The organism is Meiothermus sp. Pnk-1 (assembly GCF_003226535.1).
Lineage (GTDB): Bacteria > Deinococcota > Deinococci > Deinococcales > Thermaceae > Allomeiothermus.
Window position 1 is genome coordinate 44811 of sequence record NZ_QKOB01000017.1, and the last position, 26396, is coordinate 71206.

25 protein-coding genes and 1 pseudogene are annotated in these 26396 nt (G+C 64.9%); 10 read left to right on the plus strand and 16 right to left on the minus strand.

Annotated elements, in window-relative coordinates; genetic code table 11:
* Positions 1–2: 2 nt before the first annotated feature.
* The 16 genes and pseudogenes from DNA98_RS15495 to DNA98_RS15570 all read right to left on the minus strand — a co-directional run bounded on the left by DNA98_RS15495 (position 3) and on the right by DNA98_RS15570 (position 14951).
* Positions 3–2768, minus strand: coding sequence for a tubulin-like doman-containing protein (locus tag DNA98_RS15495; protein WP_110532304.1), 2766 nt, complete (start codon positions 2766–2768; stop codon positions 3–5).
* 12 nt (positions 2769–2780) lie between these two features.
* Positions 2781–4460, minus strand: a complete 1680-nt coding sequence (locus DNA98_RS15500; protein WP_110532305.1) for a VWA domain-containing protein — start codon at positions 4458–4460, stop codon at positions 2781–2783.
* A 65-nt stretch (positions 4461–4525) separates the two neighbouring features.
* Positions 4526–5659, minus strand: coding sequence for a VWA domain-containing protein (locus tag DNA98_RS18435; RefSeq protein WP_110532306.1), 1134 nt, complete (start codon positions 5657–5659; stop codon positions 4526–4528).
* Positions 5660–5716: 57 nt separating this feature from the next.
* A complete protein-coding gene (locus DNA98_RS15510) occupies positions 5717–6700 on the minus strand; it encodes a YafY family protein (protein WP_110532307.1) in 984 nt (327 codons plus the stop codon).
* 27 nt (positions 6701–6727) lie between these two features.
* The gene (locus DNA98_RS15515) at positions 6728–7879 is read right to left on the minus strand and encodes an RNA ligase (protein ID WP_110532308.1); all 1152 of its coding nucleotides are present in this window, start codon (positions 7877–7879) and stop codon (positions 6728–6730) included.
* A gap of 1 nt (position 7880) precedes the next feature.
* Positions 7881–8420 carry an NYN domain-containing protein gene (locus DNA98_RS15520; RefSeq protein ID WP_110532309.1) on the minus strand — a complete coding sequence of 180 codons (540 nt, stop codon included), beginning with the start codon at positions 8418–8420 and terminating at the stop codon, positions 7881–7883.
* Positions 8421–8474: 54 nt separating this feature from the next.
* Positions 8475–8729, minus strand: a pseudogene (locus tag DNA98_RS15525) (hypothetical protein); the annotation flags it as partial.
* 381 nt (positions 8730–9110) lie between these two features.
* Positions 9111–9329: a hypothetical protein gene (locus DNA98_RS15535; RefSeq protein ID WP_110532310.1), complete on the minus strand. Its 219-nt coding sequence runs from the start codon at positions 9327–9329 to the stop codon at positions 9111–9113.
* A gap of 21 nt (positions 9330–9350) precedes the next feature.
* Positions 9351–10457 carry a zinc ribbon domain-containing protein gene (locus tag DNA98_RS15540; protein ID WP_199489402.1) on the minus strand — a complete coding sequence of 369 codons (1107 nt, stop codon included), beginning with the start codon at positions 10455–10457 and terminating at the stop codon, positions 9351–9353.
* Between the two features lie 33 nt (positions 10458–10490).
* Positions 10491–10652 (minus strand): hypothetical protein, encoded by a 162-nt coding sequence (locus DNA98_RS17955; RefSeq protein ID WP_199489403.1) that lies wholly within the window; start codon positions 10650–10652, stop codon positions 10491–10493.
* 67 nt (positions 10653–10719) lie between these two features.
* Complete coding sequence (locus DNA98_RS15545) at positions 10720–10926, minus strand: hypothetical protein (protein ID WP_110532311.1); 207 nt, start codon at positions 10924–10926, stop codon at positions 10720–10722.
* Positions 10927–10935: 9 nt separating this feature from the next.
* Positions 10936–11205, minus strand: coding sequence for a hypothetical protein (locus DNA98_RS15550; protein WP_110532312.1), 270 nt, complete (start codon positions 11203–11205; stop codon positions 10936–10938).
* Between the two features lie 10 nt (positions 11206–11215).
* Complete coding sequence (locus DNA98_RS15555; RefSeq protein ID WP_110532313.1) at positions 11216–11692, minus strand: YbjN domain-containing protein; 477 nt, start codon at positions 11690–11692, stop codon at positions 11216–11218.
* 11 nt (positions 11693–11703) lie between these two features.
* Positions 11704–12114, minus strand: a complete 411-nt coding sequence (locus tag DNA98_RS15560; protein ID WP_158531663.1) for a YbjN domain-containing protein — start codon at positions 12112–12114, stop codon at positions 11704–11706.
* Positions 12107–13450 carry a TROVE domain-containing protein gene (locus DNA98_RS15565; protein WP_233493248.1) on the minus strand — a complete coding sequence of 448 codons (1344 nt, stop codon included), beginning with the start codon at positions 13448–13450 and terminating at the stop codon, positions 12107–12109. Before DNA98_RS15565 ends, DNA98_RS15560 begins: the two co-directional genes overlap by 8 nt.
* A 484-nt stretch (positions 13451–13934) precedes the next feature.
* Positions 13935–14951 carry an IS4 family transposase gene (locus DNA98_RS15570; protein WP_158531664.1) on the minus strand — a complete coding sequence of 339 codons (1017 nt, stop codon included), beginning with the start codon at positions 14949–14951 and terminating at the stop codon, positions 13935–13937.
* Between the two features lie 270 nt (positions 14952–15221).
* Between DNA98_RS15570 and DNA98_RS15575 the strand changes: the two genes are divergently transcribed.
* Genes DNA98_RS15575 through DNA98_RS15620 form a run of 10 tightly spaced genes read left to right on the plus strand, consistent with a single transcriptional unit; the run spans position 15222 to position 25942 of the window.
* On the plus strand, positions 15222–16259 hold the full coding sequence (locus tag DNA98_RS15575; RefSeq protein WP_110532316.1) for a LacI family DNA-binding transcriptional regulator: 1038 nt from the start codon (positions 15222–15224) through the stop codon (positions 16257–16259).
* A gap of 56 nt (positions 16260–16315) precedes the next feature.
* Complete coding sequence (locus DNA98_RS15580) at positions 16316–17791, plus strand: ABC transporter substrate-binding protein (RefSeq protein ID WP_174720044.1); 1476 nt, start codon at positions 16316–16318, stop codon at positions 17789–17791.
* Between the two features lie 24 nt (positions 17792–17815).
* Positions 17816–18970: a carbohydrate ABC transporter permease gene (locus tag DNA98_RS15585; protein ID WP_110532330.1), complete on the plus strand. Its 1155-nt coding sequence runs from the start codon at positions 17816–17818 to the stop codon at positions 18968–18970.
* A 1-nt stretch (position 18971) separates the two neighbouring features.
* Positions 18972–19979: a carbohydrate ABC transporter permease gene (locus DNA98_RS15590; protein ID WP_110532318.1), complete on the plus strand. Its 1008-nt coding sequence runs from the start codon at positions 18972–18974 to the stop codon at positions 19977–19979.
* A 3-nt stretch (positions 19980–19982) separates the two neighbouring features.
* Positions 19983–20306 carry an L-rhamnose mutarotase gene (locus DNA98_RS15595; RefSeq protein ID WP_110532319.1) on the plus strand — a complete coding sequence of 108 codons (324 nt, stop codon included), beginning with the start codon at positions 19983–19985 and terminating at the stop codon, positions 20304–20306.
* 3 nt (positions 20307–20309) lie between these two features.
* Positions 20310–21614, plus strand: a complete 1305-nt coding sequence (locus DNA98_RS15600) for an L-fuconate dehydratase (RefSeq protein ID WP_110532320.1) — start codon at positions 20310–20312, stop codon at positions 21612–21614.
* On the plus strand, positions 21611–23272 hold the full coding sequence (locus DNA98_RS15605; RefSeq protein WP_110532321.1) for a fucose isomerase: 1662 nt from the start codon (positions 21611–21613) through the stop codon (positions 23270–23272). Before DNA98_RS15600 ends, DNA98_RS15605 begins: the two co-directional genes overlap by 4 nt.
* Positions 23265–24272, plus strand: coding sequence for an aldo/keto reductase (locus DNA98_RS15610; RefSeq protein WP_110532322.1), 1008 nt, complete (start codon positions 23265–23267; stop codon positions 24270–24272). The genes DNA98_RS15605 and DNA98_RS15610 overlap by 8 nt, the downstream gene beginning before the upstream one ends.
* Positions 24273–24285: 13 nt before the next feature.
* Positions 24286–25029 carry an SDR family oxidoreductase gene (locus tag DNA98_RS15615; RefSeq protein WP_110532323.1) on the plus strand — a complete coding sequence of 248 codons (744 nt, stop codon included), beginning with the start codon at positions 24286–24288 and terminating at the stop codon, positions 25027–25029.
* Positions 25030–25084: 55 nt separating this feature from the next.
* Positions 25085–25942: an amidohydrolase gene (locus DNA98_RS15620; RefSeq protein ID WP_110532331.1), complete on the plus strand. Its 858-nt coding sequence runs from the start codon at positions 25085–25087 to the stop codon at positions 25940–25942.
* Positions 25943–26396: the final 454 nt, after the last annotated feature.

The following is a 26396-nucleotide window of genomic DNA, read 5'->3' on the forward strand; positions in this document are numbered from 1 at the left end:
GTTCAAACGGGGATGAAGTTGTCTTCGCTGTGGGAAGGGTTGTAGTGGGCGAGCTCTTTTTCCAACCCCTCGAGCACGCCGAGCTCCAGCCGGAATACCTCCCGGTCCTCCTCGCTCCAGTTTTCGGCGGCGCTCTCCAGCTTGGTGTGGCGGTCTTCCTTCATGCGGAGGATGTTGTCCAGAACCCCCCTGATCCCTTCCGTGGAAGCCTTCCTGCTGGCCTCTTCTGTCCGGACCTGGGCTTCCAAGTCCTTGAAGGCGAAGAAGTCCTGGGAGAGGGCCTTGAAGGCCTCTCCCGGCCGACTCCCCAGGCTGAAGAACTGGTCTTTGCCGCGGCGGTGATCGGGGAAGCAGTACTGTCCGTCCTTTTTGGTCAGGAGGCCGAAGAGGCGGGCTTTGGTCCACACCGCCACCGCCTCCTCCCGCTCCGGAAGGGGGAGGAGGTCGGGAAGGGTGGTTTCCCAGTCCCGGTGTACGTGGAAGCTCCGCTCCCCACGGAGCCGCTCGGAACGTTCCCGGTAACGCTCTATGTTTCGGAGGGCGAAGGCGGGGATGGAGGCCTCTACCTTGTAGAAGAGCACTCGCCTAGGGTCCCCGGTGGAGACCCCTTGCAGGCGCATCCGGTCGTGGAGGTTGCCGGCGAAGACGTTGATGAGTTCCTCATCGCCCACCAGGGGGTGGTCCCGGTTGCTGGCGTCCTCGAGGCCCATGATATGGACCTGCTCCCTGTAGCCCAGCCCGGGGTTGGAAACCCAGGCGTCCTCGTAGTCCCAGGCCGGGGAGGAGAGCTGGTCCAGCTCGCGGAAGGTGCGCTCCACCGCCTCCCAAAGAGCGGCGTCGGTTTCCCGGTGGCGCACCACCTCCGCCAGCCATTCGCGGAGGGAAACCTTGGAGCCTTCCAAAAGCTTCTGGACCGTCCCTTGGGTATCCTGCAGGAGTTCCCTCAGGCCAGGGCTAGGGCGGTGGACCTGTTTGGCAGCCGTTCCCCCCTTGGCCTCCAGGTAGGGGGGTGGCAGGGTCAGGATGAAAGGACTGCGGTCCTGGCCCCTTTGGCCCGGTTCACCTGGGGCCTCTTTCTGCTGGAGGAGCTTATCCAGCTCCTCTTGCAAACGGCGGCGGAGGTTCTCTAGCTTCTCTTTCCTCTCGGCGATCTGCCTCTTGGTCCTTTCGGCCAGCTCCAGGCGGGCCGAGGCGATGCCTGCTTCGGTGGCCAGGTTCCACAGGTTTGCGATACTTTTGCGGGTGAGGTAGGGTTCTTGCGCCTGGGATCGCTGCCAGAACCATCCCCTGGGTCGGTTATTTGCCTGAGATATGGCTTTACCGGCCTGTTCTACCGTTTCTTTAAACCGATTGTCTGCATCCTTAGCCTCCTGCTGGAGCTGGGCGATATGTTTTTTTACCTGGTTCAGGGCCTCCTCGAGGCCCTGTAGGAGGTCGGGCAGGTTGTGGTCCCGGAAGGCTTCCTCCAAAGGGGCTTCCAGATCCAGGTCCTCCCAGCGGTTGAGGGCTTGCTCCTTCATCTTCTGCCGCTGGCTCTCCAGGGCGCTCCTGTACTCTGACCATCTTGACGCCTCCTCTCCGGGGGAGCCAGGAGGGCTTATCGGGGGTTCCCCCCTCTCGTCCTGCTCTAAAATCTTGTCCTTGAGCTGGTCAAGGAATTTCCCCACTACCCAGGCCGTCCAGGGGGCCCTGGAGCTCAGCCACCCCTCCAGCGTGGCGATGGCCCGCTCCCGCTTGGCCTCGCTGGCTACGCTCTCCGGGTCAAAGCGAAGCTCGGCTGCCCCGAAGCTGGCGTAGTGGGCGGTCTTGCCGTAGTACTTGCCCTTCTGCTCGTTCAGCTGGTGGACGATGTTGTCAAAGACGTCGGCCAGCTCCTTCCCCAGGGGCCCGCTGATCAGATAGAGGCCGAGACCCAAAAGCTCCGCCAGATCCTCCACCTCGTTGAAGGTCTTGCCTGCCCGGTTTTGCCGGTTGACCAGGAAGAGCATGTCAAAGGGCTTCTTGCGCACCTGGATCCTGTGCCCTCCGAAGGTATAGGACCAGGTGTCCTCCCGGCTCATGAAGTGGTCCAGCTCTTTCAAGGCGGCGTAGGCGTTGGCCTCCACGTTCTGGGTCCCGGGGCGGTTCAGGTAGATGTCGGGCAGGAGGAAGTAGCCGAAGAGCTGGTCCTCGTCCTTCATCAGCTCCCGGAGTACGAAGGCCATGTCCAGGAAGATCCCCGAACCCGTGCCCCCGGCCAGGGAGCCCACCAGGACCACGGTGAGGTGAGGAGAGTAGGTCTCGTAGATGTAGCGCCGCTCCTCCGAGGGTCGCTCGTCCAGGTAGTCCCGGGCCAAAGCCAAAAGATCGCGCAGGTTCTCGTAAACGGTGGCGGCGTTGGCGAAGAGGGCCAACCGGCCCAGGGCCCGGATCTGGCCCGCTCCGGAGAGGATATTGGCCTTGAGGTCGGCCTTGGGGGGGAACCAGGTGCGCACCTCGTCGTGAACTTGGGGCAGGAGGCTCGCTCCTCGGGCCTCTATGTGGAGTACCTCACTGGCCTTGAGGCGGGCCTTGACCTCCTGTCCGTCAGGGGTTTCCACCCGGAGGGAGTCGGTGTTGGCGTTGGTGGTGTCGATGAGCAAAAACTTGATCAGCGGGGGCTCCTCGCCGAAGGTCTCCAGAAACCGCTTTTTGGCCTGGAGCAGGGCCCGCTTCCCCGTACCCCCAAGGCCGATCAGCACGGTGCGCTTGAGCTTGCGGACTTCCTTTTCGGGGCTTTCCTTGAGCATGCTCGCTCCTTCCTACCGGATCCAGTCTAGGCGGAGGGTCCAGGTCTGGCCGGTGGCCTCTTCCTTTAGCTCCAGCACCTCTCCCTTTTGGAGGGACTCGTTTTCCTGTACCCTCAAGCCGCTTGCTCGTGCCTGGAAACCTGGGGGTAGACCGACCAGATAGGCCTTCCCCTGTCTATGCTCCAGCTCGACCCTGTTGAGTGCCTCCCTCCCGGAGGTCTTGCCCAGATCCACCCGCCCTTTTAGGGAGAGGGGTATTTCTTCGCACTCGGGTGGGGGGCTGATGAGGGTGGCATCGCCCCAGGGGCCGCGGCCCCGCCGGGAGTAGTACACAAGCCCCCCCAGGAGGAGGAGCAGGAGAAGCCAGAGCCACCACAGCTGCCGGAGCCGGTCCAGCCAGGTTATGGGCTGGGTGACGGAGGGAAGGGAGGGGAGGGCCTCCACCTGGGCCCCTGCGGGGGCCTGGGCCTTGAGGGTGGGCGTCACCGGCGTCCCCGGGGCTAGGCCCTGGTTGGCCAGCGTCAAGGCCGCCTCTTCCCCCGGGCGGAGGGAGACCGGCCCCTCCTGGCCGTTGATCCGGGCCTCGAGCCCCTTCGGGACCCCTGCCTCCAGTACCAGGGGCTCCTGGGCCCAGGGGTTGCCCTCGAGGCGGTAACGCAGAACCGCGCTCTGGCCCGGTCCTAGGGTCAGGGCCGGGGGGACCTCCAGGGGCACCAGGCGGTAGGTGGCCGGGGGATGGTAGGCCAGCTCCACCCGCAGCACCTCGGGCCGCAGCACGGTGCCCTGGGGGGCCTCGAGGCAGAGCCGGAGGGTGTAGGTGCCGTCCGGTAGGGGAGAGCTGGCTTGCAGGCGGAAGCGGAGGGTGTGGCTTCCGGCGCTCAGGGTTTTGGGCTCCACCTGGAGGAAAGCCCCCTTCTCCTGAAGGGCCGCGTCCTCCACCCGGAGCCTTAGAGGACCCGGGGAGCCCTGGGCCTCCAGGAGGAGAGGAACCTCGGCCACCGGGTTCAGCTTCAGGTTACCCAGGCGCAGAACCGTCGGTTTAACCGTGTAGGCACCCAGCCTGGGAACCTCCCCTACTTGGGCCTCCTCTATGCGGGTCCGGGGGAGGCTGCCCAGACCCTGCCGGACCTCCCGGGGAACCTCCACTCCCAAGGCCACGTAGTAGACCCAGTCGTAAGGCCCCTGCTTGAGCTTGAGGCGCTCCACCACGTCCCGCATGCGGTAAGGTCCCGTGCGGTCGTTGTCTACACCGTCGGTGAAGATGTAGATCGCCGTGGCCAGACCGGGCTTCTGGTTAGACCCCTCCAGCAAGCGGACCAGGGTCCGGTAGATCCAGGTGTTCTGGCCGTTGGCCTGAAGACGGCGAACGTAGGCCTCTGCCTGGGCGCGTTCCTCCGGGAAGCGAAACCGGGCCTCACCCTGCGGCCCTTGGTGAAAGGGAACAAGGACCACCTCGGAGCCCGGAGGAAGGGTCCGGAAAAAGCGGAGGAGTTCCTGCTGTACTTTGGGGAAGATCACCGCTTTCCCGTCCCCCCGGCCCATCATGGAGCCAGAGGTGTCTACCACGAAAACGAAGCGATAGCTCTCCGGAAGAAGGGGAGGAACCTTGGCCTGGGTGGGGGTCACCTGGCAGGTGGCCGCCCAAGCGGAGAGGGTGCAAGCGAGGAAGAATCCCCAGAAAAGGCGATTCATAACCGAGACTCCTTCTGGGGATTATATTGAGGGTGGCTCGCCACTCATGTGCGATTTGAACGCGGCTAAAAGCGCCTCCTGTACGACGGAGGGCGGCTTTGATAGAGCATCTGGCTGGAGTAGGCCAGCCCTTCCCGGGCCATGCGGTCGGAGACTCCAGGGTCGAAGCGCTGGGCCAAGAGCTCCGTGCCCTCGGAGAAGGCGCTTAGGGCCTCGGCCATGGCCTGGACCCGGGGAGTTTTCCCCAAGGGGTGAGCCCGGAGGTGGGCAAGAAGGGTCTCTGCCTGCTCCTTCAAGCCCGAGGCCTCCTCGGGGGAAGTGGCCTCGGTTTTCAGGAGCTGAGCTCCTTCCAGGAGCAAGACCTCCAGCTCGGCCTCCTTCCAGAGCGGGCTTTCCTCCGCCGTGGGCTCGGGCAGGGGAAGGTGGACACGCCTCACATCTTCGGGCAGGCGTTCGGCTACCTCCAGGGCCTCTCCCTCCACCGGGAGGAGGAGGACCCGCTCCTCCCCCGGAGCGAAGGGAGCCAGGTGATGGACGTTCTTCCCCAGGGCCAGGCGCACCCCCAGGTTGACCGGCCCCTCGAGAAAGGCCATCTCCGTGACCAGGGTGGGCAGAAGCTCCCCCTGGGCCACGTAGTGGTGGGTGCCTCCCCCGGCTTGGGCCATGCCCGCCAGGAGATGGCGATCGTATGCCTCGCCAAACCCCAGGGTGAAAGTGTACACCCCTCGCGCCGCGGCCTTTTTCGCCTCCTGGGCCAGGCGTTCGGGGTCGGTAAGGCCTTGGTTGGCCAGCCCGTCCGAGAGCAGGAAGACTACCCGGGGGCGCTTCTCGTCCTTTAGAATTTCAACCCCCTTGGCCCAGCCGGCGTGAAGTGCGGTGGTGCCCCGGGCTTCCAGGTCCCGAAGGAAGCCCGCCACCTCCTGGCGGGCAAAACCGCCCACCGTAACCTCGTGGTCGTAGGCCACCAGGCCCAGGCGGGCCTTGGGCGAGAGCGCCGAGAGGAGGTGGCGGGCCGCCGCCTTCGCCTCCTCCAGCTTCCTTCCCGCCATGCTCCCCGAGCGATCCAGCACCAGGGCCACCCCGGGGGTCAGGGGACGGCGCCGTCGGGCCTTCACCTCTACCTTCAGAAAGGCCTTCCCCTTCACCACAGCTTGGTTCAGACGCAGCTCGAGGCCGATCCCGGCTTTCTCCTTGCCCATTGGTACTGCACCTCCTCGTTCCCCAGGATGCTCTCCCTTGGCGTCAGATAGTGTCGCCTAATCCTCTTCCCGGAGCCGCTCGGCCAGGCGCAGCACCTCTTCCTTCCAGCGAAGCCTGAGGTTTTCCGGCTCCAGGACCTCCACCAGACTTCCCCAGGAGAGCACCCAGCCCAGGATCTCGAAGGGAAAGCCTTTCTGGTCGGTGTTGATCCGGTAGACCAGCTCCAGGCTCCCGTCGGGGTTGCGGCCCCGTTGCAGGGGTTCCGGCAGGTCCCCTTCCTCGAGACGGCGGGCCACCTCCGGGGCGAAGCGGAGCCGCACGTTTACCTGTTGGGTGCCCGGGGTATGCAGGGAGGCACCCCAGGCCCCGCCCAGGTAGTCTTGGGGGGCGAAATCCGGGGGGATCTCGTAGGTTTCCTCCAAAACGCGGGTGTTGCGCATGCGGGTGAGCTTGTAGAGGCTGGGGTGGGAGTGGGAGCTTCCCCGGATGCGGGCCAGGGCGTAAAGGCCCAGGTTCCAGCGGTTGACCTCCACGAACCAGATCTCCAGCTGGCGCTTCCGCACCCTTCCCTGGAAGTCCTCGTACTCCACCTCCAGCACCCGGTGCTCCTGCCAGGCCTGAAACACATGCTCTAAGGCCCGGTCCCCGCTTTTCGCCCGATCCCGGTAGCGCTCCAGTTCCGAGGCGGCGAGCTGCCGGATGTGTTGGGGGAAGTGTTGCAGGAGCGCCTCGAGGCGGCGGAGGAAGAAGAGGTTGCGGCTTGGGGCCTGGTGAAAGAAGAAACGCTGGGCCACGAAGTAGAAGAGGAGGTCAAAGGGGGTGAGGATGGGGGTGCGGTCCTTGAGGAAGTAACTTTCCTTCTCTTGGATCGGCTCCAGGCCGAGGTCGGGGGCCAGCTCTTCTATGTCGTGCAGGTAGCGCTGTACGCTTCGCTGCTCTACTCCAAGCCGCACCGCCAATTCCGCCGTGGTCCAAGGGCGTTGCTTGAGAAGGTGAATCATCTGGAAAAGCCGCCGGGTTTTGGTGTCCGCGTGGCCCATGCTTCCCCCATACACCCCTGAAGGGGTTTATTCCAGCATAAATCCCGGCGGCGAGGCCAGGAGTTCTTCCAGCAAAGAAACCCTCCGGGCCCTAAGGGCCCCCTCCAGGACCCTCCAGGCCCCTTCCCTCCCGGCCCTGTGGGCGCCCATGGTCAGGCGGAGGCGCAAAGGCCCCATGGGCTGGCCTAGGAGGGTGGCCTCGAGGCGGACGTAGACCTCTTTTGGGGGCAGGCCCTTGTGGGCTTCTGCCCGCTGCACCGCTTCGGCCAGGAGCTCCTCGAGCCTGGCGGCCAGCTCGGCCATCGCCCCCTTCTCCTGGGCGTCCTCCAGGGCCGAGAGCAGGTCGTCCAGGCGCCTTTCCAGAAAGGCCTCGAGGAAGGCCTGCCGCAGCTCCCGCGCGCGCCCTCGCTCTTTGGGAATGCCCAGGGCCCAGTCGGTCTTCAGCTTGAGGAAGTCCCCCTCCGCAAGCCAAAGGACGAACCCTTCCCGCCCCGCCTCTTTCCGGATGTGCTCGTGCAAGGACCCCACCGTCTCCCCCAAAGGAGCGGGCGCCCAGGCGATGCGGGGGACCTTAAGCCCCTTGAGGAGTTCCTCCAGGACTTCCGAGGCCCCGGGCAGCCCGTAACGCCCTGTCGCCACGTGCCGCACCGCTAGCAGGACCGCGGCCGCCTCCTGGGGGTGCTCCAGGATGGGGCGCTCGGGGTCCACCACCTCAAAGAGCAGGGTCACCGGTCCCAAGGCCTCCTGGGCCCTTTGGGCCAGGCGCTCGTGGTCCTCGGTCCAGGCCTTCCGCCAAGAAGCCCGCTCCGCCTTGGCCAGCTCCAGGCTTCCCCGGGTGGCCAGACGCAAGCTCCCTTCCAGGAAGAAGACCTGGAAGAGCCGCCCATCCACCTTGGGGGCCAGGAGATCCCCTGGGCCTAGAGGCCGCTGGGGGTCCACCCCGCTCCGGGGGTCCCCCACGTTGAAGAAGCGGTGGAAGGGGCGGGAGATCACCGCGCCCGTGGCCTCGCGGTAGATGATCCCCCGGAGCTCCCGGGTCTCCTCGTCCCAGGCGAGGTCCCTGACGAGGCCATCCTCCTGGTAGCCGATGAGGATTAGGCCGTCCTTGCGGCGGGTGAAGAAGGGAGGGTTTTCCGCCAAGGCTAGGGCTTTGGGCAGGAAAGGGGGTGGCCGCTCCATATTAGGCGCTTTTGCGGTAGGAGAAGCGTTGCAGATCGGCCTCGCTCAGGAGCTTTACCTCGTGGGCCGCCTTTGCCAGGTGGAGGGAGATGAAGTCCTGGAACTGCGCCACCACCACCCTCTTCCCCCTTTGCCCCACCTGGCGGACGGCATAGGCCAGATCCCCGTCCCCCGAGAGCAAGACCAGGGTGTCCCAACAGTCCGCCAACGCATCCGCCGCCATCTCCCAGGCCAGGGCCACATCCGACTCCTTCTCCACCTTGCCTCTGGGCTTCTCCTCCACCCGGGTTTCCGCCACCTTCCAGCCCCTATAGCGCAAGGCGTCCAGGAAGGGACGCTGAGCGATGCGCTCCTCTGGGCTTATCCAGACTCCGGTGACATAAAACTTTTTCACCAACAGGCCGTGGTCTAGAGCCAGGGCCTGGGCCAGCTGCTCGTAGTCCAGGGGGAGGGGAAGGCCATGTTTTTTTATGGCGAAGAAGAGGTTTTGACCGTCCACAAACAGGGCTACCCGGGAAATGGGGGCAAGCTTTTGGCTCATCTCTTCTACCTCCTTGCCCCCAGGGTAGGGGAGGGGGGCGACAGATGTCGTCGCTCAGGTTTCCCACACCACCTCGCTCTCCCCCCGGGCCTTGCGCACCCGCAGGCGGTGGGGGAAGCGCTCGGCCAACCCCTGCACATGGGTGATGACCCCCAGCATCCGGCCCTGGCTTCCGAGGCGTTCCAGGACCCCGCCCACCAGCTCCAGGGTCTCGGCGTCCAGGGTGCCAAAGCCCTCGTCCAGGAAGAGGGTCTCGAGGCGGCTTCCGGCCAGCTCCTCGGAGAGGGCGAGGCTGGCCAGGAAGGCCTCCTTTGCCAGAGGAGAAGGACGAAGTCCATGCGCCCCTTTAGGGCGAAGGCCCCCACCCGCCCTTCGATCTCCACCTCCCGGGCATAAAGGTTGACCCCGGGCCTAGCCTCTTGGAGCCGAGCACACCACGCCTTCCAGGAAAGCCCTCTTCCCGCCTCCTGCACGCCCTCCTTGGCCAGGAGCCTTTCCAGGGCCTCCTCAGCTCCCAGCCCCACCTCCTGATGGGTGGGGTCCATCCCGACCGGGAAGCGGGCGAGGATGGGCGCAACCCGCTCCCGGGCCTTACCCTGCCGGAAGGCCAGATGCCTGTCGCAAAACTGTAGGCGCACGAAGCTGATGATATCCGTGACCTGAAGCTCCAATACCCCCTCCTAAAAGGCCTTAGCGCTGCCACTTACAGATCCCCGACCAGTAACCGCTTACGACTTCGGCCAGGTGATGGGGATAGTACTTTTCGGGGAAAGACGGTCCCAGTTCCGCTTCCACCTTCTGGCGGAAAAACTGTAGGCTGTCCATCATGAGCCAGAAGCCGCCTACCTCACACGCCTCGAGGCCCACCTTTCGGAAGGCTTCGCGTACCTCGGGATTTCGGAAAAACACTTCAGTGACCTCCTCCCCCCGCTAAAGCGGGAGGCTTCCCCCTTCGCCGACAAGGCTTATGCGCACGTAGGGATTGCTCCCCACCGTCCGCACAGCGGCCTTCATCTCCAGGGGCGTCGCTTCGGGCCGGTCCAGCCCTAGGGCCTGATCGGGGCTCAGGCCAAGCCCTTTCCTGAGGATGACCAGAGACGCGTTGCGGTCCCGGTCGGCCTCCCACCCGCACGAACAGTGTACCCACCGATCGGAGAGGGTGAGGTCAAACCGGGACCCGCAGCGGAAGCACTCCCGGGAGGTGGCCTCGTACCGGTCCACCACCAGCGTCGCCAGGCTTTCCCTGAGCCTGGCTTTCAACCCGCCGATGGCCGTGGACTGGACCTGCCGACCGAAGAGCCCTTCCTGCCACCCCTTTACCTGGTCGTCCTGGAAAGCAACGACAGCGTAGCCTTTGAGGAAGGCGATGAGCTTGTTCTGGATGTCCTTCTTCCGGTTAGAGAGCCGCTCGTACCCCCGCCGCAGCAGGTGGCGGGTGTGGTTGTGGTTTTTTGATCCCTTCTCCTGCCGCGCGAGCCTCCGCTGGAGCTTCTGGATGCGCTTGGAGGTGGGGATCTCGTAGCCGAAGCGGAGGCCGTTGGAGAGGGTTAACTGGTGCTTGACTCCAAAATCTAGGCCAATAGGTTTGTCGATAGGTTTGGATTTCGTTCCTTCGGAGGAAGGCGGGTTCTTGGGAGTGTAGACTGTGACGTGCAGGTAGAACCCGCTCGGCTTCCTGACGAGAACCGCATTGGCAATCTCGGCATCTTGGGGGATCTGGCGGAGACCCAGGACCCTGAACTCCTCGAGGTTTTGGATGGAAACCTTCTGCCCTTCCTTGAAGCTATAGGTGATACCGAACTGCTTGAGGGGGAGGGCGTTGACGAAGGCTTTGAACCTGAGCCGGCCCACACGGTGTCCTTTCCTTTTGAGCGCGGCTAAGGAGCGCAGGCTCCTTCTGATTTCTTCCTGGATGCCCTGCTTGACCTGAGAGCCTAGCTGGATAAGCTCCCTCGTCTCTTGGGATTCCCCCACCTTGACCGTGACCGTCTTGAGCTTCCCGGCCTCGAGCTTAAGCCTCTCCTCGGGGTTCTCCAAAAGCCAGTTGTAGAGCCACTTGGCTTCCCCTCGCTACGCTCGGCGAAAATACGCCTCCAGGAAGGCCCGGTGCACCTTGGCTTCCTGCTCCTTCGAGAGGTTCTGGAGCTTGAGCTTGATGACCAGAGGCCGCTGCTGCTTCCTGCGCTCTTTGGTCGCTTGGAGAGAAGCCCGGATGCGCTCGGCTTTGGTCATCTCCTTCATTGTATCGTTCGATGAACTGAGCGGGGGTCCATGTATCCCCCCACTGAAGTGGGGGGCATTATAGCCCCCACACCCCCTTTTCTGTAAAGCGTTCCAGACGGCGCAGATAGATATCCCAAGGGGTTTCTTCCACGGAGAACATGAAGAACGCCCTAAACGGTTTTTCTTCGTCCTCCTCGGCGGGAACGGGAAGGGAGCGCACTTTTTCCACCAATCGCCGGGCAATTTCCCAAAGCTTGAGGCCAAAGTAGCGGTCCAGTTCCAAGATTCCCTCCTACTCCTTGGGTCCGAACTCGTACTTTCCGGTGTAGGGGTTATAGCGGATCTCCCAGTCTTCCGGCACCTGCTCGTAGCGCCCGGTGTAGGGGTTGAACTTGTCCACCAGGCGCTCTCCCTTCTTGCTATAGTGGCCCGTGAAGGGGGAGTAGCCCGTTTTGTCCTGGTAACCCATCTCGTAGCCGCCCTCGTACTCGTTCTGCACGGGCTCGTGGTCCTCCTCGGCGAACTCGTACTTTCCGGTGTAAGGGTTGAACTTGATCGGCATCTGTTACCTCCTAACTTTCCCTAAGCCGACGGAGAATGGTCCGCAGCAGGTTCTCCATCGGGTCCTTCCCTTCTCTTCCTTCCCACCAAAGGTGAAAAAGGGCCACCCCCCGGAGAAAGCAAAGGAGCGTATCCCTGAAGAGCTCCCTATGCACGCCCGCCTCAAGATCCAAGTGAAAGTCCAAAAAGATGTGCTGATCCTTGATGAAAGCCCGTGGCCACCGCCTTTCCGCATTCCACTGGTTCAGCTTCTCCAAAACTTCCTGCCTGGGCAGGGAAGGGGGCTGAGAAAAGAAGACCGCTAAGGCGAGCACCTCCTCTCTGTGGCCCTGCAAGGCCACAGAGACCATATGGGACATGCCCAGGTTACCCTCATCCCGAAACGCCAGGATGAAGTCCCCGTCCTTGTCTCGGAGATAACGAAGATCTATTTCGTCCAGAACCTGACAGATAAGATCCCGGGTAATGGGCCGAATTTTGCTTTCCATGTTCCCTCCTTTCAGGCCATAACTATCGGGGAACTCGGTTCGCTGTTTTCCGCAAGCCACTCGGAGAACTGGACAAGGCTTTGGAATAGGTGCACGAAGAGGACATGGAGGACCTCGGGCTCCACTTCCGTGGGCAAGGGCAGGTGGTAATCAGCCCAGATCTTGCCCTTCCTCACCCACACCCGAGGCCAGCGGCGCTCCACGTTCCAGCGGTTCGCAAGGCGCAAGGCGGTCTCCTCGGAAAGGTGAGGGGGGTTTTCCAACGAGGCCATGAAGACCAACACGTCGTCAAAGAGGCCGTCTAATGTCATGGTCACCGTGAAGAAGAAATCGTCGTCCAAATTCTTGAAGATCACGCAGGCGTGCCCCTCGGGGGAAAACAGGGGGCGGATGCCAGGAATCCCGACAAGAACCTCATGCACCAAAGATTTCGTCAAAGGTTTTTTCCCCTCCATGGCTCTCACCTCGTTCATCCTCCTTTTCTCCCGCGACACTTGCTGTCGTGCGCAGCCCTGCCAAGCGCTGCTCCATCCAGGTTCTCGCGTCCCCGGTCTCCATCACCGGAAGAAGCTCTAAGAGGCGTTCGCTGAAACCCGCTAGGCGTGCCAACCCTTCCTGGGGAAAAGCCAAGGGAGCGTATCCGGCCACGTTGATCACGTAAGCCCGGTGGTGGTTGGCCTGGCGAAGCCAGCGGAAAAGGGGAGACATGGCGTCGTCCGCTACCTGCTCGTCGGTGAAGATCACCACGCGGGGCCCGGAGAAGCCGGGGAGAACTTCCTGCAAGGCTCCACCCAGATACGTTCCGCCCCCGCCGCTGTCCAGAAGGGTCTGGACCAGGGTCCGGATGGGGGTCTCGCGGGATTCCCTTACGGGATGGACCGCGCCATCAAACCCCACCAACCTTCCGCCGAGCCTCCGGTAGAGAAGAGCTCCAAGGCTACTCGCGGCTAGGGCATAGGTGGCCTGGCTATTTTGGCTCAAGGAGGCGTACATGGACCCAGAGACATCCACCAAGACCAGGCTTTCGCCCTCCAGGTGAACCTCGGGGAGGGTGGCCTCGAGGGCTTCCTCGAGAGCAGCCAAAAGCGGTGAGGGCCAGTCCTCCTCTTCCCCTCGGAAGATGGCAAGAAGCCACTGGTGGGGAAAGATCTGCCAGCGCTTGACCTCCTCCTTGCACCCCAGGTGAGTAAGGATATGTTCCAAGACCTCGGGACTCTGCAAGAGGCCGTGGCGGTGGAGGTTGCCAAGGTTGCGCAGGAGAGAAAGCCCTTTCAAGTAGGGCAGAACTTGACGCCAGGTCTCAGGATGGCTTCCCCTCTGGGAAAGCACCCTCTCCCAGTAGGGGCGCTCCTCCAAAAGGCGTTGTACGAGGGCCTGGGCTTCGGGAAGGGCCCTCTTGCCGCGGATTAGCCACTCGTAGACCATGGCGTGGGCCCAGTTCAAGGGCTTAGGATGGCACAGGATCAGGGCGTCGCGCTGGCTGAAGGAATGCCCCTCCCTGCGGTACTTGACCAGAGCGTAAGGACTCATGCGGTTCAGCCTTTGGGCCACGGCCACCTTGAGGGATTTGCGGATCTTCCACCCCTGGAGCCTGGTGTAGGCCAGGGTCTCCAGGTGCTCGTCCCCGCGAAGCCAGACCTTAGGGGCCACCTCTTCGGCCAAGGCCGTGGGCCCCCACCAGAAGAGGTGGGCAAGAAGCGCTGCGGGACCCGAGCGAAGTCCCAAGACCTGACGGGCGTAGGCAGCAAGCAAGGCCACAAAAGCAGGGTCCTCCTGAGTTACACGCTTCGCAAGGAAGGTCAGGCGGTCGGCGCGCCCCTGGTCACTTTCATAGAAAAGATCACCGTCAAAGAGGCTGCCGGCTACCAGAAGAAGTAACTGGGTCTTGGGGTCTGCGGCAAACCCCGGGCCGCCCTGGTGGGTGGAAACCAAGCTGGACGTTCTAGAAGGGTTGAAGCTCACAAAAACCTCCCTTCCCTTGCAGGGTCAAGACCAAACCCTCAAGGCTGAAGAAGCCGTAATGGATTGTTTGGGATTTTTAACTGGAATTGTGGCTTGCTAACCTGCCGCCAAAGCCTAATAACAGGTGCTTGGAGAAGCCCGGGGATGGGTGCGCTCGGTTTGTTCTTGGAATTCCTCCGCTTCCTGGAAGAAGTAGCCGAGGCGCTTCGCCGCCGGGCGAAAAAGGACTATAACACAAGGCGGTTAATCTTGTCAATAACCTGTAGTCCCTGAGTTTTCATCACTTTCGCCCTCCCTTTCTGCCCCCCGCCAGCTCTGCAAGCACCCGATGGAAGAGCCTGAGGATGTGTCCCTTCAGCCCAGGCGGGGGCTGGGCCAGAGCCAAACGGCCTAAGGTGAACAGGCTTTGCCGCTCGGGATGGGCGACCAAGCGGTGGAGCCAAGGCCTTCCTTCCAGTCCCGCCCCCAAAAGCACCAGCATCACCTGGGCCAAGAACAAAAGCGAAAGCCACCCCACCAGGCTTGCCCGGGTCCGCAAAAGGTGCCGGTCCAGACCCAAGCCTGCCCCCTTCAGGTCCCGGAAGCCCTCCTCAATCCACATCCGCCACGCATACCCCTGAGGTTCAAAGAAGGATCCCTCGGGCAGGCTTAGGGCCAGATACCAGGGCTCCTCCCCCTCCTGGCTTAGGAACAGGTGCACCGGAACCTCACCCTTGAGCTTAGCCCGGAAGGAGAAGGGTGCGGGCACCCGGGGATACCGGGCCTTAAGCACGAAGCGTTCACCTTCTTCCGAAACCACGCTGACGGTGCCCTTCAGGCGGATGAGGAAGGCCGCACCCCAATCCTTGAGCCGCTTGAGCAGGGCTGTGGCGTCAAACCCCCGGTCGGCCAGGAAAAGGGGAACGAAGCCGAGCTCCTTCACCCACGCGGTGAGCCGGTAAAGGAAGCGGGCCTCAACCCGGCTTGCGCTGGGCCAAGGGGAGGAGGGACACACCTCGAAGGCCACCACCAGGACCCGCCCCCTCAGGGGTAAGGCGGCGACCAGAGCCTGATGCTTTCCATCCTCCAGGGGTGTCCAGTCCACGAGCAGGGGAAGCAACTTGCCCTTTGCCGCCCGGGGGGAGAGGAGGGGGAGCAGGGCCCGGGTCAGGATCCAGGGGTTTTGCAGGGCGGGGTGGCGGAGGTAGCGCCAGAGCCGGTTGAGCTTGGCTTGGGCGCTGTAGGGCAGGGGCAGGTTTCGCGCGTAGGCGCTGAGGGTAGGGCGGGCAGGGGGGTGGAGCAGAAAGGCGCCGGTCACGCGATAGCGTACCTTGAGGAACAGGGCCGGGTTGGTGCGGAAAGAGGGTTTGTGTCCAAGCCGAGAGCCGTGGTGTGATGGAAAGGGGCTTGTGGTTCCACACACCTTACCCAAGCCCCTTTTCCTTTGGCTGGCAAGAGCAAACTGATGAGAGGTCAGCTGGTGCAAGGGCTTGACAGGCGGGGGGGCGAGGGGTATAAATACTGCAAACGTTTGCAGCAGGAGATGTTTGCTCCACCTTGACTCCGTGAAAGGGGAGTTGGACTCGAGATGGTGCGACTGGAGGATGTGGCGAACCGCGCCGGGGTTTCGGTATCCACCGTGTCCCGCGCGCTGACGCGGCCCGAGATGGTGACCCCCGAGACCCGCAGGCGAATCCTCGAGGCCGCCCGGGCCCTGGGCTATGCTCCCAACCAGCTCGCCCGCAGCCTGCGCAAGCAAGGCTCGCGCACCATCGGCCTGATCATCTCCGACATCCTGGTGCCTTTTCACGCCGAGGTAGCCAAGGGGGTGGAGGACGTAGCCAGCGAGCGCGGCTTTGCTACCATCCTGTGCAATTCCGGTGAGGATCCGAAGGAGGAGGCGCGCTATCTCGAGGTGCTGCGGGGTTTCCAGGTGAAGGGCATCATCATCGAGCCCACCCGGGGTACCGCCCAGCGCCAACGCATCGAGGCCCTGGTCAAAGGCGGCACCCGCGTGGTAGAGGTCGACCGCATCAGCGGGGCCAGAGGGGTCACCTCGGTGCTCTCGGACAACCTGGGGGGAGCCGCGAGCGCCGCTGAGTACCTCTTGGGCTTGGGCCACCGCTCTTTCGCCGTCATCGCCGGCGACACCAGCATCACCAGCGGAAAAGAACGCCTGGCGGGCTTCCAAGGGGGCCTGGAGCGCCGGGGGGTATCCCTGGACCCCCGCTGGGTATTCACCTGCGCCAACACCCCCGAGGGGGGCTACCGGGCCGCCCGCGAACTGTTCGCCCGCCCCGGCCTGCCCTCGGCCCTGTTCGTGCAGAACGCCCAGATGATGAGCGGGGTGCTGCGGGCGGTGCGGGAGGTCGGCCTCGAGATTCCCCGCCAGCTCTCGGTGGTGTGCTTCGACGAGACCCAGTGGACCCCCCTGGTGAGCCCGGCCCTCACGGTAGTGGCCCAGCAGGCCTACGAACTCGGGCGCACCGCCGCCAAGATCATCGTCAAAAACATGGAGCAGCGGGCTGAAAAGCAACCCCGCGTCGTGCGGCTCCCCACCCAGCTGGTGGTGCGGGAGTCGTGCGGGAGGCCCCGCGAGCGAGAGGAGGTGAGGGAGACTGCCTGAACCCGACGACCAGGCTTTAGACACGGTGTTCTTTAGACATGAGGAGGTTTGATCCTATGTACAAGCGCATATTTGCCCTTCTCGCAGGGGTAAGCGTGCTGCTGGCCGGGATGGGGCTGGGCCAGGGTAAGCGCTTTGATGGGGTGCAGATCAACGTGCTCACCTTCACCGGCCCCCAGATCGCCGAGCCCCTCAGGCGGCACGGCAAGGAGTTCGAACAGATGACCGGGGCCAAGGTCAACGTGGTGGTGGTCCCCTTCGCCGACCTCTACCAGCAGATCCTGACCGACGCCACCACCGGCACCAACAGCTACGACGCCTGGATCTTCGCCCCCCAGTGGATCGCCGACTTCGTGCCCGCGGGGATTATAGAGGACCTCACCGCGCGCATCCGCGCGGACCGGGAGATCCAGTGGAACGACATCGGCGAGTTCTTCCGCAACTTCAGCGCCAGCTACGGCGGCAAGATCTACACCGTCCCCCTCGACGGCGACTTCCAGATGGTCTACTACCGCACCGACGTGCTGCAGCAGCTCGGCCTGAAACCCCCCCAGACCTGGGACGACTACCTGGCCATCGCCAAGGCGGCCTATGGCAAGGACTGGAACGGGGACGGCAAGCCCGACTACGGCAGCTGCATCGCCAAGAAACGCAACGCCCAGTCCTACTGGATGTTCACCTCCATCCTCGGGGGCTACGTGCAGTCCAAGGGCACCCAGCAGGGGCTATTCTTCGACACCGAGACCATGCGCCCCTTGGTGAAGAACGAGGCTTTCGCCGAGGCCTTGCGGGTCTACAAAGAGACCACCCAGTACGGCCCCCCCGATGAGCTCAACCTGGACGTGGGCGACACCCGCGGCCTCTTCGTGAGCGGGCGATGCGCCCTTTCCGTGGACTGGGGGGATATCGGCACCCTGGCCATCGACCCGCAGACCTCCAAGGTCAAGGACAAGGTGGGCGCGGTGATCCTGCCGGGAAGCCGGCGGGTGTTGGACCGGTCTACCGGCAAGCTGGTAACCTGCACCGCTAGCCTCTGCCCCTACGCTACAGGGGGCATCAACCACGCCCCCTACGCGGCCTTCGGGGGCTGGTCGGGGGGCATCAACGCCAAGGCCAAGCCCCAGGCCAAGGATGCGGCCTACGCCCTGTTCTCCTACATGAGCAGCCCGGCGGTCTCGGGCAAGGACGTCACCATCGGGATCACCGGTTTCAACCCCTACCGCGTCTCCCACTTCAAGAACCTCAAGCTCTGGACCGAGGCCGGCTTCAGCGAGGCCGCGGCCAAGAACTACCTGGGGGCCATCGAGGCCAGCCTCACCAGCCCCAACATGATCCTGGACCTGCGCATCCCCAAAACCCAACAGTACCAGCAGGTGGTGCTGGACAAGGCCCTGGCGGAGTTCCTGGCTGGGCAGATCAACGCTCAGCAGGCCATGGACCAGATCAATAGCGGCTGGGAGGAGATCACCAACGCCGAGGGCCGGGAGCGGCAAAGGCAGGCCTATCGCGCCAGCCTGAGCATCGAACGCTAGACCTGGGCCATGCGGAGGGGGGAGATGGAGCGACCCGAGCACACCCCGATCGAGGCCCCCGCGGCGCGCGCCGCGGGGGCGAACCCCGGACCTCTGCTGCGGATGAGCGCGTGGCTTGAGCGCCAGGCCGGTGCGATCTTTTTGCTGCCCGCGGTGGGGCTGATGCTGGGCTTTGCCCTCTTCCCTCTCCTGGGCTCGCTGTACTCCTCCTTGATAAGAATTCGCTTCAGCGGCGGGCAGACCGAGCTCGACTTCGTGGGCCTGGCCAACTACCGCAAGCTGCTCTTGGGCAGCGAGCAGGCGCATTTTTTGGGCAGGGGGGGTGAAGCCTTATGGGTTTGGGCAGCGCTCTTTTTCCTGGCCCTGCTGTTGGCCTGGAGTCTCTACCGGCGCCGCCGGCAGGGGCGCGGGGGACTCGCCTGGCCCCTTTTGGGCGGGGTTTTGGTGTTGGCCTTCGCCTGGCTGGTGCTCTCCCGGCTGGTCCCCGGCAGCCTGCTGGGGACCTTGCAGACCACGCTCTTCTACGTCTTTGCGGGCACGGCCTTGCAGTACGGGCTGGGGCTGGGACTGGCCTTGCTGTGCGCCGAGCGCCTGCCGGGAACCCGCTTTTTCCGGGTGGTGTTCATGCTGCCTCTGGCCATCACCCCGGTGGGGATCGCCTACATGTTCCGCATGCTCACCGACACCAGCAAGGGGCCCTTGCAGCCCCTCTGGGCGGCGCTGGGCCTTTCGGGCTTCTCCTGGGTCAACGACCCCTGGGGGGCCCGCTTTGCGGTGCTCATCGGCGATACCTGGCAGTGGACCCCCTTCGCCTTCATCGTCTTGCTGGCCGCGCTGCAGAGCATCCCCCAGGAGCAGGTTGAAGCCGCCGCGGTGGACGGGGCTACCCGGTGGCAGACCTTCCGCTACGTGATCTTCCCTTACCTGCTGCCGGCCAGCGCCACTTTGGTCCTCATCCGCATGATCGAGGGCTTCAAGATCGTGGACCTGCCCAACATCCTTACCAATGGCGGCCCGGGCACGGCTACGGAGTCCCTCACCCTGCACGCCTACTTCGCCTGGCGGACGCTGGACGTGGGCACGGCGGCGGCGTTGGGCTTCGTCTTGCTCGTATTGGTCTCGCTGTTCAGCACGATCTACGCCCGAACGGTCTTGCCACGGGCGAGGGGGGAGGGTTGAGATGAGAAATCCCTTGAAGCCTTCACCGCTTCAGGTCGCGTTCACCTATGCCGTGCTGGTGATCGCCGCCGCCCTGGTGCTCTTCCCGCTGTACTGGGTGGTGGTGACCTCCTTGAAGCTGCCCATCGACGTGTTCAACGGGCCCTTTTACCTGCCCTTCGTGGACTTCCGGCCTAGCCTCCACGCCTGGCAGTACGTCTTTGGCGTGCTGGGCCCGGATGTGAAGCGGGCCTACCTCAACACGGCCAGCGTAGCCCTCGCGAGCGCGACCCTCACCCTCTTCCTGGGGGCTTTCGCGGCCTATGGCCTGACCCGCTTCACCTACCGCCCCCGGGTGGGGGCCGTCGTGGCCTTTATCGGCTGCCTGGCGGTGGGGGTGGTGCTCGCGGTCTTTGGCATGCCCGCAGGGGTGGCGGTGCTCGTGGCGCTGGCGCTGTTCTTCCTGGTTTTGCAGACGCTGGGACGGCGCTTCCGGCGAAGCCTGGGAAACCAGGACGTGGCCTTCTGGATGATCTCCAACCGCATCCTGCCGCCAGTGGTGGTGGTCATTCCCATCTACTTGCTCTTCCAGCAGTTAGGGCTGCTGGATACCCGCACGGCCCTCATCGTGAGCTACACCGCGGTGAACCTGCCCATCGCGGTCTGGCTGATGCGGGACTACTTCCTGGGCGTTCCCCAGGACGTCGAGGAGTCGGCGCAGATCGACGGGGCCTCGCGCTATCGCATCTTCTTCGCCATCGTGCTGCCCCTGGCGGCCCCCGGCCTAGTGGCCACCTTCCTGTTGGTGCTGGTATTCGCCTGGAACGAGTACCTGGTGGCTTTGTTCCTCTCCAAGGCCAACGCCCAGACCATGCCCCTTCTGGTCTCGGCCATGAGCGGCACCCGCGGCACCGAGTGGTGGTACATGTCGGTGGTGATCCTGATCATGATCCTGCCGGTGGTGGTGATGGCCATCGTCCTCGAGCGCTACATCGAGCGCGGCCTGATCGTGGGCGCGGTGAAGGGGTGAGGCATGGAGCGCATCGGAATGGTCATCCGCGTCAAGCCGGAGAAGCTCGAGGAGTACAAACGCCTGCACGCCGACCCCTGGCCAGGGGTGCTGGAGACCCTGCGGAGGGTAGGGGTGCGCAACTACTCGATCTTCCACCACGCCGGGCTCCTCTTCGGCTACCTGGAGTTTCACGGGGAGAGCTGGGAGGAGGCCCAGAAACAGATCGCCGCCGACCCCCTGACCCAGGAGTGGTGGAAGCTCACCGACCCCTGCCAAGATCCCCTGCCCACCCGCCAGGAGGGGGAGTGGTGGGCCCGGATGGAGCCGGTCTTCTTGATGGAGTAAGCCATGCGAATCATCGAGGCACACGCCCTGGACGTCCGCTTCCCCACCTCCAAGAGCCTGGACGGCTCCGATGCCATGCACCCCGACCCCGACTACTCAGCGGCCTACGTCGTCCTCAGGGGCGAGGGGGGCCTCGAGGGCCACGGCCTGGCCTTCACCATCGGGCGGGGGAACGAGTTGGTAGTCCAGGCCATCCAGGCCCTCCTGCCCAAGGTGGTGGGCGAGCGCCTGGAGCGCTTTACCGCCGACATGGCCGGCTTTTGGCGCCGCCTCACCGGCGACAGCCAGCTGCGCTGGCTGGGTCCGGAGAAAGGGGTGATCCACCTGGCCACCGCCGCGGTGGTCAACGCGGTCTGGGACCTGTGGGCCAAGGCTGAGGGCAAGCCGCTGTGGAAGCTCTTGGCAGACCTCTCCCCCGAAGAGCTCGTGGCCGCTATCGACTTCCGCTACCTCAGCGACGCGCTTACTCCCCAGGAAGCGCTGGAGATCCTGAAGCGCCTCGAGCCCACCAAGGGCGAGCGCGAGGCCCAGATGCTCGCGCAGGGCTATCCGGCCTACACCACCAGCGCGGGCTGGCTGGGCTACCCCGACGAGAAGCTCCGCCAGCGCTGCCGCGAGGCTTTGGAGCAAGGCTTTAGGGCCTTCAAGCTCAAGGTAGGGCGCGACCTGGGGGACGACCTGCGCCGCTTGAGCATCGTGCGCGAGGAGATCGGGCCCGATGGCATCCTGATGGTGGATGCCAACCAGGTTTGGGAGGTGCCCCAGGCCATCGCGTGGGTGCGAGCGCTGGCCCCCTACAGGCCCCTGTGGATCGAGGAACCCACCTCTCCCGACGACATCCTGGGACACCGGGCCATCGCCAGGGCGCTGGAAGACACCGGCGTCCGGGTAGCCACCGGCGAGCACGTGCACAACCGGGTGATGTTCAAGCAGTACCTGCAGGCCGGGGCCCTCGGCTTCTGCCAGATCGACGCCTGCCGCTTAGGAGGGGTCAACGAGGTGCTGGCGGTGCTCCTGCTCGCGGCCAAGTTCGGCGTGCCGGTCTGCCCGCACGCGGGCGGGGTGGGGCTTTGCGAGTACGTGCAGCACCTCTCGATCTTCGACTACATCGCGGTCTCGGGCTCGCTGGAGGAGCGCTACTTGGAGTATGTAGACCACCTGCACGAGCACTTCCTGGACCCGGTGCGGATCCAGGGGGGCCGCTATTTGGCCCCTAAGGGCCCCGGCTACAGCGTTGCTATGAAACCGGAGTCGCTCGAGGCCTACACCTACCCCACGGGCAGCTACTGGCAAGGAGGTTTCCCATGAGCCCTTACCGCCTGCCCCCCCTTTCCGAACCCCCCAAAGCCCAGCCCGGCGAGGTCTATCTGGTGGCCAGCGGCGACCTGCGTCCCTCGGCCAACCAGACCTGCTGGCCGGCCCAGGAGGAGATGGAACGCAAGCTGGCGCAGGTCTTCACCGAGTACGGCTTCCGGGTCGTGCGGGCCCACCCCTACGACCCCGTCGAGCGCCACGGCTTCATCTCGAGCCAGAAGATGGGCATGGAGGTCTTCCAGCGCATCCCCCCCGAAGCCCCTTTGGTGGTGGCCGAGGCGGTCTGGCAGTACAGCCACCACGTCCTCCCCGGCTTGCGCGACCACCAAGGCCCCATCCTCACCGTGGCCAACTGGAGCGGGCAGTGGCCGGGGCTGGTGGGGATGCTCAACCTCAACGGCTGCCTCACCAAGGTGGGTGTGAAGTACAGCAGCCTCTGGAGCGAGGACTTCACCGACGCCTTCTTCCGGCGGGGGCTCAAGGAATGGCTCGAGACCGGCCAGATCAGCCACGACCAAAGCCACGTGCGCGACCTAGACCCCGCGCGGCTGCCGAGGGCCGAGCGGGAGCTGGGGGAGGCCCTGGCCAGGCAGCTTCGGCGCGAGAAGGCCATCCTGGGCGTCTTCGACGAGGGCTGCATGGGGATGTACAACGCCATCCTCGACGACGAGCTGCTAAATCCCTGCGGCCTCTACAAGGAGCGCCTGTCGCAATCGGCGCTGCTGGCCGAGATGCGGCGGGTGAGAGACGAGGAGGCCCGCGCGGCCTACCAGTGGCTTCTGGACCGGGGGATGCAGTTTAAGCTAGGCGACGACGAGGCCAGCGAGCTCACCCTTTCCCAGGTGCTCGAGCAGCTCAAGATGTACATCGCCGCCGTGCGCATGGCCCACGACTTCGGCTGCGACGCCATCGGCATCCAGTACCAGCAGGGCCTCAAGGACATGGCCCCGGCCTCGGACTTGGCTGAGGGCCTCTTGAATAACGTAGAGCGCCCGCCGGTCCTGAGCCGCGACGGCCGGGCGGAGCTCTACGCCAACCAAGCCCTGCCCCACTTCAACGAGGTGGACGAGGGCGCGGCGGTGGACGCGCTGGTGACCAACCGGGTCTGGCGGGCCATGGGCTTCGACCCGGCCACCACGCTGCACGACCTGCGCTGGGGCGAGCGCTACGTGGGGGATGGCCTGGACGCTTTCGTCTGGGTCTTCATGATCTCCGGGGCCGCTCCCCCCTCGCACTTCATCGGGGGCTACCGGGGGGCCGAGAGCCTGCGTCAGCCGCCCATGTACTTCCCCTTGGGGGGCGGAACCTTGAGGGGGGTGAGCAAGCCCGGCGAGATCGTGTGGTCGCGGGTTTTCGTGATGGAAGGAGCCCTGCACGTCGATCTGGGCCGGGCCACGGTGGTCGCCCTGCCCGAGGGGGAGACCCAGCGGCGCTGGCGGCTCACCACCCCAGAGTGGCCCATCATGCACGCGGTGCTGCACGGGGTGAGCCGCGACCAGATGATGGCGAAGCACAAGGCCAACCACATCCAGGTGGCCTACGCCCCTTCGGCGGCGGAGGCCGACCGGGCTTTGGCCGCCAAGGCGGCCATGTTTGCGGCCATGGGCCTCCGGGTACACCTGTGCGGGGAAGTGGGGTGGAGCGGTGAGTAAACCCGGCGATGAGGTTGCGTTGAGGGGTGGCCTACGCCTCACCCGGCTCGGCCTGGGCGTGGGCACCCTGGGGAGCCTGTTCCAGCCGGTCTCGGACGAAGCGGCCCAGGCCGTGCTGGAGGCGGCCTGGGAAGGGGGGATCCGCTACTATGACGCCGCCCCCTGGTACGGTTTCGGCCTGGCCGAGGAGCGGTTGGGCCACTTCCTGGCCGGTCGAATCGGATACGTGGTCTCGACCAAGGTCGGGCGCCTGCTGCGCGCGGGCGCACCGCCCCATCCCAGCCAATTTGATGCCAGGGGTGAGCCGGTCTTCAAGACGCCCTCGCGCCTGAACGTGGTCTACGACTACACCTACGACGGCTTCATGCGCTCGCTGGAGGAGAGCCTAGGGCGCCTGGGCCTCGACCGGGTCGACATTCTGCTCATCCACGACCCCGACGTGGCGGGACTGAGTGTGCGCGAGGTGATGGAGGGGGGGTACAAAGCCCTCTTCGAGCTCAGGGAGCAGGGCGTGGTGCGGGCCATCGGTGCGGGCATGAACCAGTGGGAGATGCTCCTCGAGTTCGCGCGCGAAGGCGACTTCGACCTGTTTTTGCTGGCCGGGCGCTACACCCTCTTGGAGCAGGAGTCCCTGCGGGAATTCCTCCCCCTGTGCGTCAAGAAGGGCATCGGGGTGGTCATCGGCGGCGTGTACAACAGCGGGCTTTTGGCCAACCCCCGGCCCGGCGCGCACTACAACTACGCCGAAGTCCCCACCCACGTGCTGCAGCGGGCCCTGCGCATCCAGGCGGTGTGCCATCGGCACGGGGTGCCCTTGAAGGCCGCGGCCATCCAGTTTCCCCTGGGCCACCCGGCGGTGGTCTCGGTGCTCACCGCCGGCCGAACCCCCGAGCAGCTCGAGGAGAACCTCTCCATGTTCCAGATCCCCATCCCCCAAGACCTCTGGGCCGAGCTCAAAGCGGAGGGGCTCTTGGCCGAGGCAGCCCCGGTCCCCACCTGAAGAAGGAGGTTCCATGGCAGGAAGGCTCGCTGGCAAAACCGCCTTGATCACCGCCGCCGGCCAGGGCATCGGCCGGGCCACGGCCGAGCTTTTCATCCGGGAAGGAGCCCGGGTCGTCGCCACCGACCTCCACCCCGGGTTACTCCAGGGGCTCCCTTGCCGCACCGAGCGGCTCGACGTGACCGACCGTTCGGCTATCTTCGCGCTCATAGGCGCGCTCGAGCGCCTGGATGTGCTGGTCAACGTGGCCGGCTACGTCCACCACGGCACGATCCTGGAGTGCGGCGAGGAGGACTGGGACTTCTCCTTCGACCTGAACGCCCGCTCGATGTTCTGGACCATGCAAGCCGCCATTCCTAAGATGCTCGAGCGGCGGGGCGGGGCGATCGTCAACCTCTCCAGCGTGGCCTCCTCGCTCAAGGGGGTACCGAGCCGCTTCGTCTACAGCGCCACCAAGGCCGCGGTGATCGGCATGACCAAGGCGGTAGCCGCCGACTTCGTCACCCAGGGTATCCGCTGCAACGCCATCTGCCCCGGCACCATCGACTCCCCCTCCTGGAGGGAGCGGGTGGCCGAACAAGCCCGCCGCAGCGGCCAGAGCGAGGAGACGGTGCGCCAGGCTTTCATCGCCCGGCAGCCCATGGGCCGGGTGGGCCGGCCCGAGGAGGTGGCCCAGCTGGCCCTCTACCTGGCCTCGGACGAGTCGGCCTTCACCACCGGGGCGGTGTACGTCATCGACGGCGGCTGGAGCATGTGACATCCTCCCCACCCTCCCGCCAAGGCGGGGCGTCCGCAAAAGGAGTTCTGTGAGCATGGTCATCGATGCCCACCAGCACTTCATCTACCCCAGCCGGATCCACTACCCCTGGCTGGAGGAGGAGGCCCTCTCCCCCATCCGGCGCGACTTTACTCCGGAGGACTTGCAGCCTCTGCTGAGGGAGAGCGGGGTGGAGCGGACCATCCTGGTACAGACGCGCTCGAGCCTCGAGGAGACCCACTTCTTCCTGGAGATCGCCGCCCAGAGTGGCTTCGTAGCCGGGGTGGTGGGTTGGGTCAACCTGACCGACCCCAGCGTGGGCGAGGTTCTTGACGAGGTGCTGGCCTCCCCCCACGGGCGCTACCTGGTGGGCCTGCGCCACCAGGTCCACGACGAGGAAGACCCCTGCTGGCTCCTCCAAGACGCCGTGCAGCAGGGCCTGGAGGAGCTGGGACGGCGGGGGCTGGTCTACGACTTCCTCACCCGCACCCGCGAGCTGCCAGCCTGTCTCGAGACCGCCCGCGGCCATCCGGAGGTGCGCTTTGTGGTCGATCACCTGGCCAAGCCGAACATCCGGGAGGGGCAGTGGGCGGAGTGGGTGGAGCGCCTGGCCCCTTTGAGCGAACTCCCCAATGTATGGGTCAAGCTCTCCGGCTTGGTCACCGAGGCCGACTGGCAACGCTGGCGCCCCCAGGACTTGAGGCCCTACGTCCAGGAAGCCCTCCGGCTCTTTGGACCGGAGCGCTGCCTGTTCGGCAGCGATTGGCCGGTCTGCCTCTTGGCCGGAAGTTATGCCGAGGTCAAAGGGGCCTTGGAAGCTATCTTAGAGCAAAGCGGCCTCGAGCGGGCTAGCGCGGAGTGGAAGGGGATCTTCGGCACCAACGCGGCTACGGTCTACAGGGTCACCTCGTGAGCGAACCCGCGGTAAACTCCCGCCCCAAGAGCCCTCTCCAGGGAGGACGTGGCGGTGAAATCCCGCGTCCTGAGCTCGAGAACCTTGCCCCAGGTCTCATCGGGAAACCCCGGGGAAGCGGTGACCGACCAAGGGGCTCAGGATGGCATCGGCCTGACAAGACCGTGCCCGGGGTACACCCGGGTGGCCCCCTTCTCCCGCAGGAGCCTCCAGCTCGCCAGGGCCACAGGATGGTCGAAAGCATGGGCTTCCGGCGGGAGGTCCCCGGTGAAGGCCCCATCGTCGAGCCCACATTCCGCACCCCCCTCACTCCAGGAGGTAATATCGCTCCACCCTCAGAAGCCGCACCACCTTCTCATGGTCAGGGGAGAGGTTGAGCACCAAGACCCTGCCCTCAAGCACCACCAGGCGGACCCACATGAAGTACTGGAACATCCACCGCAGGGTGGGCCTC